5 protein-coding genes are annotated in these 5,122 nt (G+C 67.4%); 4 read left to right on the top strand and 1 reads right to left on the bottom strand.

Going from position 1 to position 5,122, the window contains the following annotated elements:
• On the bottom strand, positions 1 to 711 hold a 711-nt coding region (gene zapE, locus QOC69_RS19555), incomplete at its 3' end, for a cell division protein ZapE (RefSeq protein ID WP_526442592.1).
• Positions 712 to 745: 34 nt separating this feature from the next.
• Here zapE and QOC69_RS19550 point away from each other — a divergent pair.
• The 4 genes from QOC69_RS19550 to msrB are packed head-to-tail and all read left to right on the top strand — an operon-like array spanning position 746 to position 4,840.
• Positions 746 to 1,531, top strand: coding sequence for a pyrimidine reductase family protein (locus QOC69_RS19550; RefSeq protein WP_526442590.1), 786 nt, complete (start codon positions 746 to 748; stop codon positions 1,529 to 1,531).
• 26 nt (positions 1,532 to 1,557) lie between these two features.
• The gene (locus QOC69_RS19545; protein WP_526442588.1) at positions 1,558 to 3,126 is read left to right on the top strand and encodes an alpha/beta fold hydrolase; all 1,569 of its coding nucleotides are present in this window, start codon (positions 1,558 to 1,560) and stop codon (positions 3,124 to 3,126) included.
• 32 nt (positions 3,127 to 3,158) lie between these two features.
• A complete protein-coding gene (aftC, locus tag QOC69_RS19540; protein WP_526442594.1) occupies positions 3,159 to 4,433 on the top strand; it encodes an arabinofuranan 3-O-arabinosyltransferase in 1,275 nt (424 codons plus the stop codon).
• Positions 4,430 to 4,840 carry a peptide-methionine (R)-S-oxide reductase MsrB gene (msrB, locus tag QOC69_RS19535; protein WP_526442586.1) on the top strand — a complete coding sequence of 137 codons (411 nt, stop codon included), beginning with the start codon at positions 4,430 to 4,432 and terminating at the stop codon, positions 4,838 to 4,840. The genes aftC and msrB overlap by 4 nt, the downstream gene beginning before the upstream one ends.
• The last annotated feature ends 282 nt before the right edge of the window (positions 4,841 to 5,122 follow it).

The following is a 5,122-nucleotide window of genomic DNA, read 5'->3' as shown; positions in this document are numbered from 1 at the left end:
CGCTGCGACGCGCACCTCGTCGTCGGACGGCGGGTTCGGCGCAGGCGGCAGGTCCCGATGGCGGTAGTCCGGGCCGTCGATCCGCACCGTGGTGAAGATCTGCGCCAGCGTGTTGATCTCCCGCAGGAAGTCCTGCGCGGCGAACCGGCCCTCCCCCAGTTGCTCGGGCAGCGTGTTCGACGTCGCCGCGATCGACACGCCGCGCTCGACGAGTTGCGAGAGCAGCCGCGAGATCAGCGTCGTGTTGCCCGGGTCGTCCAACTCGAACTCGTCGATGCACACCACCACGTAGTCGGCCAGCAACTCGATGCATTCGACGAAGCCGAAAACCCCTGCCAGTTGGGTGAGTTCGCCGAACGTGGCGAACGCAACCGGTCCGGCATCGGCGGCGGCGAGCTGGTAGTACGTCGATGCCAGCAGGTGTGTCTTGCCGACGCCGAACCCGCCGTCGAGGTACATCCCGACACCCGGCAGCACCTCGCGCTTGCCGAACAACTTCTTCTTGCCTGCCCGCCGCTGAACGGCCTGCTCGCAGAACTGGCGGCACGCCTGCACCGCCGCGGTCTGCGACGGCTCGGTCGGATCCGGCCGGTAGGTATCGAAGCTGACGTCAGCGAAAGTCGGTGGCGGCACCAGTCCCGCGATCAGCCGCTCGGGCGTCACGCGGGGATGTCGATCGGTCAGATGTGCGACAGCGCTGGCCCCGTGCATGCAGGCACCCTATCGACGTGTTGGAATTGACCCCGTGCCCGATGCCGATCAAGCGACACAGCTCGCAGAGCTGGCTGCCGTCGGCAACGCCTTCGACACCGAGGACGCCGCCCGCCTTGCGGCGTTCTACTCCTACCCCGAGGGCCTCGAGCGCTGCTGGGTGCGGGCCAACATGATCTCCAGCCTCGACGGTGGCGCCACCGACGACGGCAAGGCTGGCGGCCTGGCCGGTCCTGGCGATCGCGCGCTGTTCGCCCGAATGCGTCAGGAAGCCGACGTCGTCGTGGTCGGCGCGGCCACCGTGCGCATCGAGAACTACTCCGGCGCGCACATGTCCGTATCGCAACGTCAGGAGCGGCAGAGCAGGGGCCAGGCCGAGGTGCCGCCGATCGCGGTCATCACCCACAGTGCCGACTTCGAGCACGACGCCAAGCTGTTCACCCGTGCCGAAGTCCCACCGCTGATCCTGACCTGCAGAGAGACCGTCGACGACGTCCGAGCACGGTTCGACGCGCTGGCCGACGTGGTCGACGCCTCCGGTCGCCACACCGACCGCGTCGACCCGGCTGCGGTGCTCGACATCCTGGATCGGCGCGGGATGCGCCGCGTGCTCACCGAGGGCGGCCCGTCGCTGCTCAGCCTGTTCATCGCGGGCGACCTGCTCGACGAGTTGTGCGTGACGATCGCCCCGATCCTGGTCGGCGGGCAGGCCCGGCGGATCGCCAGCGGTTCGGGCGAGTCGCACACCCGGATGCGGCGCAGCCATCTGCTCACCGACGACGAGGGCTACCTCTACACCCGCTACGTCAAGGTCAACTGATTCCGGCGATCGCTACTGTGGTCTGCATGCGTCGGCGTACCCAGCTGCTCCAGGCCCTGTGCCTGTCGACTGTGGTGTCGGTCGTCCTCGCCGGCTGCGCACCCGGTCTGGCCGCAAACCCGCGCTACGCCACCGACTCCGGCGCCCGTCCCCAGGGGCAGCCTCAGACCACCAGCGCCAAACCCGGTCCGCCGGGAATCGACGCCCCGAAGAACGACCTGTCCTGGCGGGACTGCACGTCGCGGGTCTTCAACGACGCAGGCGTGCAGGCCCTCCCCGGCGTGTCGCTGGATTGCGCCAGCTACGACGCCGACCTCGATTCGCTCAACGGAGCCACCGGCACCCTGAGCATCGGCGTGGTGCGGGCCACGTCGGTGGGCACGCCGTCGGACGCCGGCCCCCTGGTCATGACCACCGGCTCCGACATGCCGTCGTCGGTGCAACTCCCGATCTGGCTGTCACGCAACGGCACCGACGTGCTCAAGACCCATCCCATCGTCTCGGTCGACCGCCGCGGCATGGGCATGTCGGGCGACCTGGACTGCCGCGACCTGTTCGACCGGCAGGAGATGCTCGACCAGGCGCAGTTCGAGTCCGGTGACGACCCGGTGGCCAATCTCGGCGCGATCGTGCAGACCGCCACCACCAGCTGTACCGACACCATCGCCCCCGGCGATTCCGCCTATGACAACTCGCACGCGGCCGAGGACATCGAGCGGCTCCGCAGCACCTGGGACGTGCCGACGCTGGCCCTGCTCGGCATCGGCAACGGCGCCCAGGTGGCGCTGGCCTACGCGGGTTCGCATCCGAACAAGGTGTCGCGGCTGATCCTCGACTCGCCGCTGCCCCTCGGGATCGCCGCCGAAGCGGCCGCCGAGCAGAAGGTCAAGGGCCAGCAGGCCGCGTTGGACGCGTTCGCCGCCCAGTGCTCCGCGGCGGATTGCCCGCTTGGCCCCGATCCCAAGGGCGCGATCGACGCCATGCTGCAGGCCGCCCGCGGCGGTCGCGGACCCGGCGGCGCGTCGGTGGCCACGCTGGCCGACGCCATCGTCACCGCGCTGGGCTTCCCGAAGGGCGACCGCGCCAGCTCCACCACCGGTCTCGCCAGCGCACTGGCCGCGGCCCGCGGCGGCGACGCCAACCAACTCAACAACCTGATCACCCAGGCCGAGACGCTGCGCCAGAGCGACGGCCAGTTCGTCAACTCGTGCAGCGACGCGCTGAACCGCCCGACCCCCGACCGGGTCCGCGAACTCGTCGTGGAGTGGGGCAAGCTCTACCCGCAGTTCGGCGTCGTCGGCGCGCTGAACCTGGTGAAGTGCCTGAACTGGCCAAGCGGTGCGCCGCCGCAGGAGCCGAAGGACCTGAAGATCCCCGTGCTGCTGCTCGGGGTGCAGAACGATCCGATCGTCGGCAACGAGGGCGTCGCCGCCGTCGCCGCGACGATCATCAATGCCGGCGCGCAGAACCGCCGCGTGATGTGGCAGGGCATCGGCCACGGCGCCTCCGTGTACACGCCGTGCGCGCTGCCGCCGGTGCTGGCGTATCTCGACTCGGGCAATCTGCCTGGCACCGACACATACTGCCCCGCCTAACCTGCCGCCCCGGAACGCCGTTATAGGGTGCGCTGGTGGCGGTACCCGACTCTTTGCGCAGCGCCTTTCGGCCCCGCACCTCCCCATCGAATGCCGCAACGGTGTTGCGGTCGGCGCTGTGGCCCATCGCGATCCTGTCGATCATCCATCGCAGCTACGTGCTGGCCACCAACGGCTACATCACCGACGACTTCGGGCCGGTCTACCGCGCGGTCGTCAACTTCAAAATGGGCTGGGACATCTACAACGAGCACTTCGACTACGTAGACCCGCACTACCTGTACCCACCCGGCGGCACGCTGCTGCTGGCACCCTTCGGCTACCTGCCGGTCGACGCGTCGCGGTACTGGTTCATCTTCTTCAACAGCGTCGCCATCCTGCTGGCGGCCTACTTCCTGCTGCGGCTGTTCAAGTACTCGCTCGCCTCGGTGGCCGCACCGGCCCTGCTGCTCGCCATGTTCTGCACCGAGAGCGTCACCAACACGTTGGTGTTCACCAACATCAACGGCTGCATCCTGCTCTGCGAGGTGCTGTTCTTCCGGTGGCTGCTCGACGGCAAGGTCAACCACCAGTGGCTGGCCGGCGTGGCCGTCGGTCTGACGCTGGTGATCAAACCCTCGCTGGCGCCATTGTTGTTGCTGCCGTTGCTGAACCGGCAATGGCGGGCGCTGGTCACCGCCATCCTGGTGCCGCTGCTGTTCAACGTCGCCGCCTGGCCGTTGGTGAGCGACCCGATGAGCTTCGTGCGCGGCACCATGCCCTACATCTTCTCCACTCGCGACTACTTCAACAGCTCGATCCTTGGCAACGGCATCTACTACGGCCTGCCGATGTGGCTGATCCTGTTGCTGCGCATCATCTTCGGGCTGCTGGCAGTGGGAAGCCTATGGCTGCTGTACCGGTACTACCGCGAGCGCGACCCGCTGTTCTGGATGCTGACGTCCTCCGGTGTGCTGCTGATCGCGACGTTCCTGGTGACGGCACTGGGCCAGGGTTACTACTCGATGATGCTGTTCCCGTTCCTCATGACGGTGGTGCTGCCGAACTCGGTGATCCGCAACTGGGTGGCCTGGCTGGCGATCTACGGGTTCATGACGATGGACCGCTGGCTGCTCGGACACTGGCCCACCACCGGGCGGGCATTCGAGTACCTCAGGATCACCTACGGCTGGTCGCTGATGCTGATCGTTGTGTTCTGCGTGTTGTACTTCCGCTACCTCGACGCCAAGGCCGAGGGCCGCCTCGAGGACGGCATCGACCCGGCGTGGCTGACGCCGGACCGGGAGCGCGCTAGCGTTGTGGGATGACTTCCCCAAAGGTTGAGCTAACCGATGACGAGTGGCGCAAGAAGCTGAGCCCGCAGGAGTTCGCGGTGCTGCGGCAGGCCGGCACCGAGCGGCCGTTCGTCGGTGAGTACACCGACACCAAGACCGACGGCGTCTACCAGTGCCGGGCGTGTGGTGCGGAGTTGTTCCGCAGCACCGAGAAGTTCGAATCCCATTGCGGCTGGCCGTCGTTCTTCGACCCGGCCGATTCCGACGCGGTGATCCTGCAGGCGGACGATTCGCTTGGCCAGCACCGCGTCGAGGTGCTGTGCGCGAACTGCCACAGCCACCTGGGCCACGTGTTCGAGGGCGAGGGCTATCCGACGCCGACCGACCAGCGCTACTGCATCAACTCGATCTCGCTGAAGCTGGTGCCTGCCAAGTCCTGAACTGGGGCAGCCGAATAAGGCGTGTCTGACAAATGTTTCTGGTGTTGGGCTGAGGCTTGGGTATGCCGTCCCATCACGCTGGTTACACGTATTTCGGCGGCGCGCCCCTCGATCGAGTAGTCGTGGCGGAACTCGTCACGCATGGTTTTTACGCGGGGCGGCCGAGCGGGGTGGCCGGTCGCGCATGTGGTCTCGGATGCGAGTCATGATGTCGCCGAGGGTGTTCACGTCCTGATCGGAAATCGAGCGGTACAGGAAGTCCCTTACGACCTGGATGTGGCC

This window comes from Mycobacterium sp. (assembly GCF_032162105.1).
Lineage (GTDB): Bacteria > Actinomycetota > Actinomycetes > Mycobacteriales > Mycobacteriaceae > Mycobacterium.
This window is presented reverse-complemented; position numbering and strand designations above follow the sequence as displayed.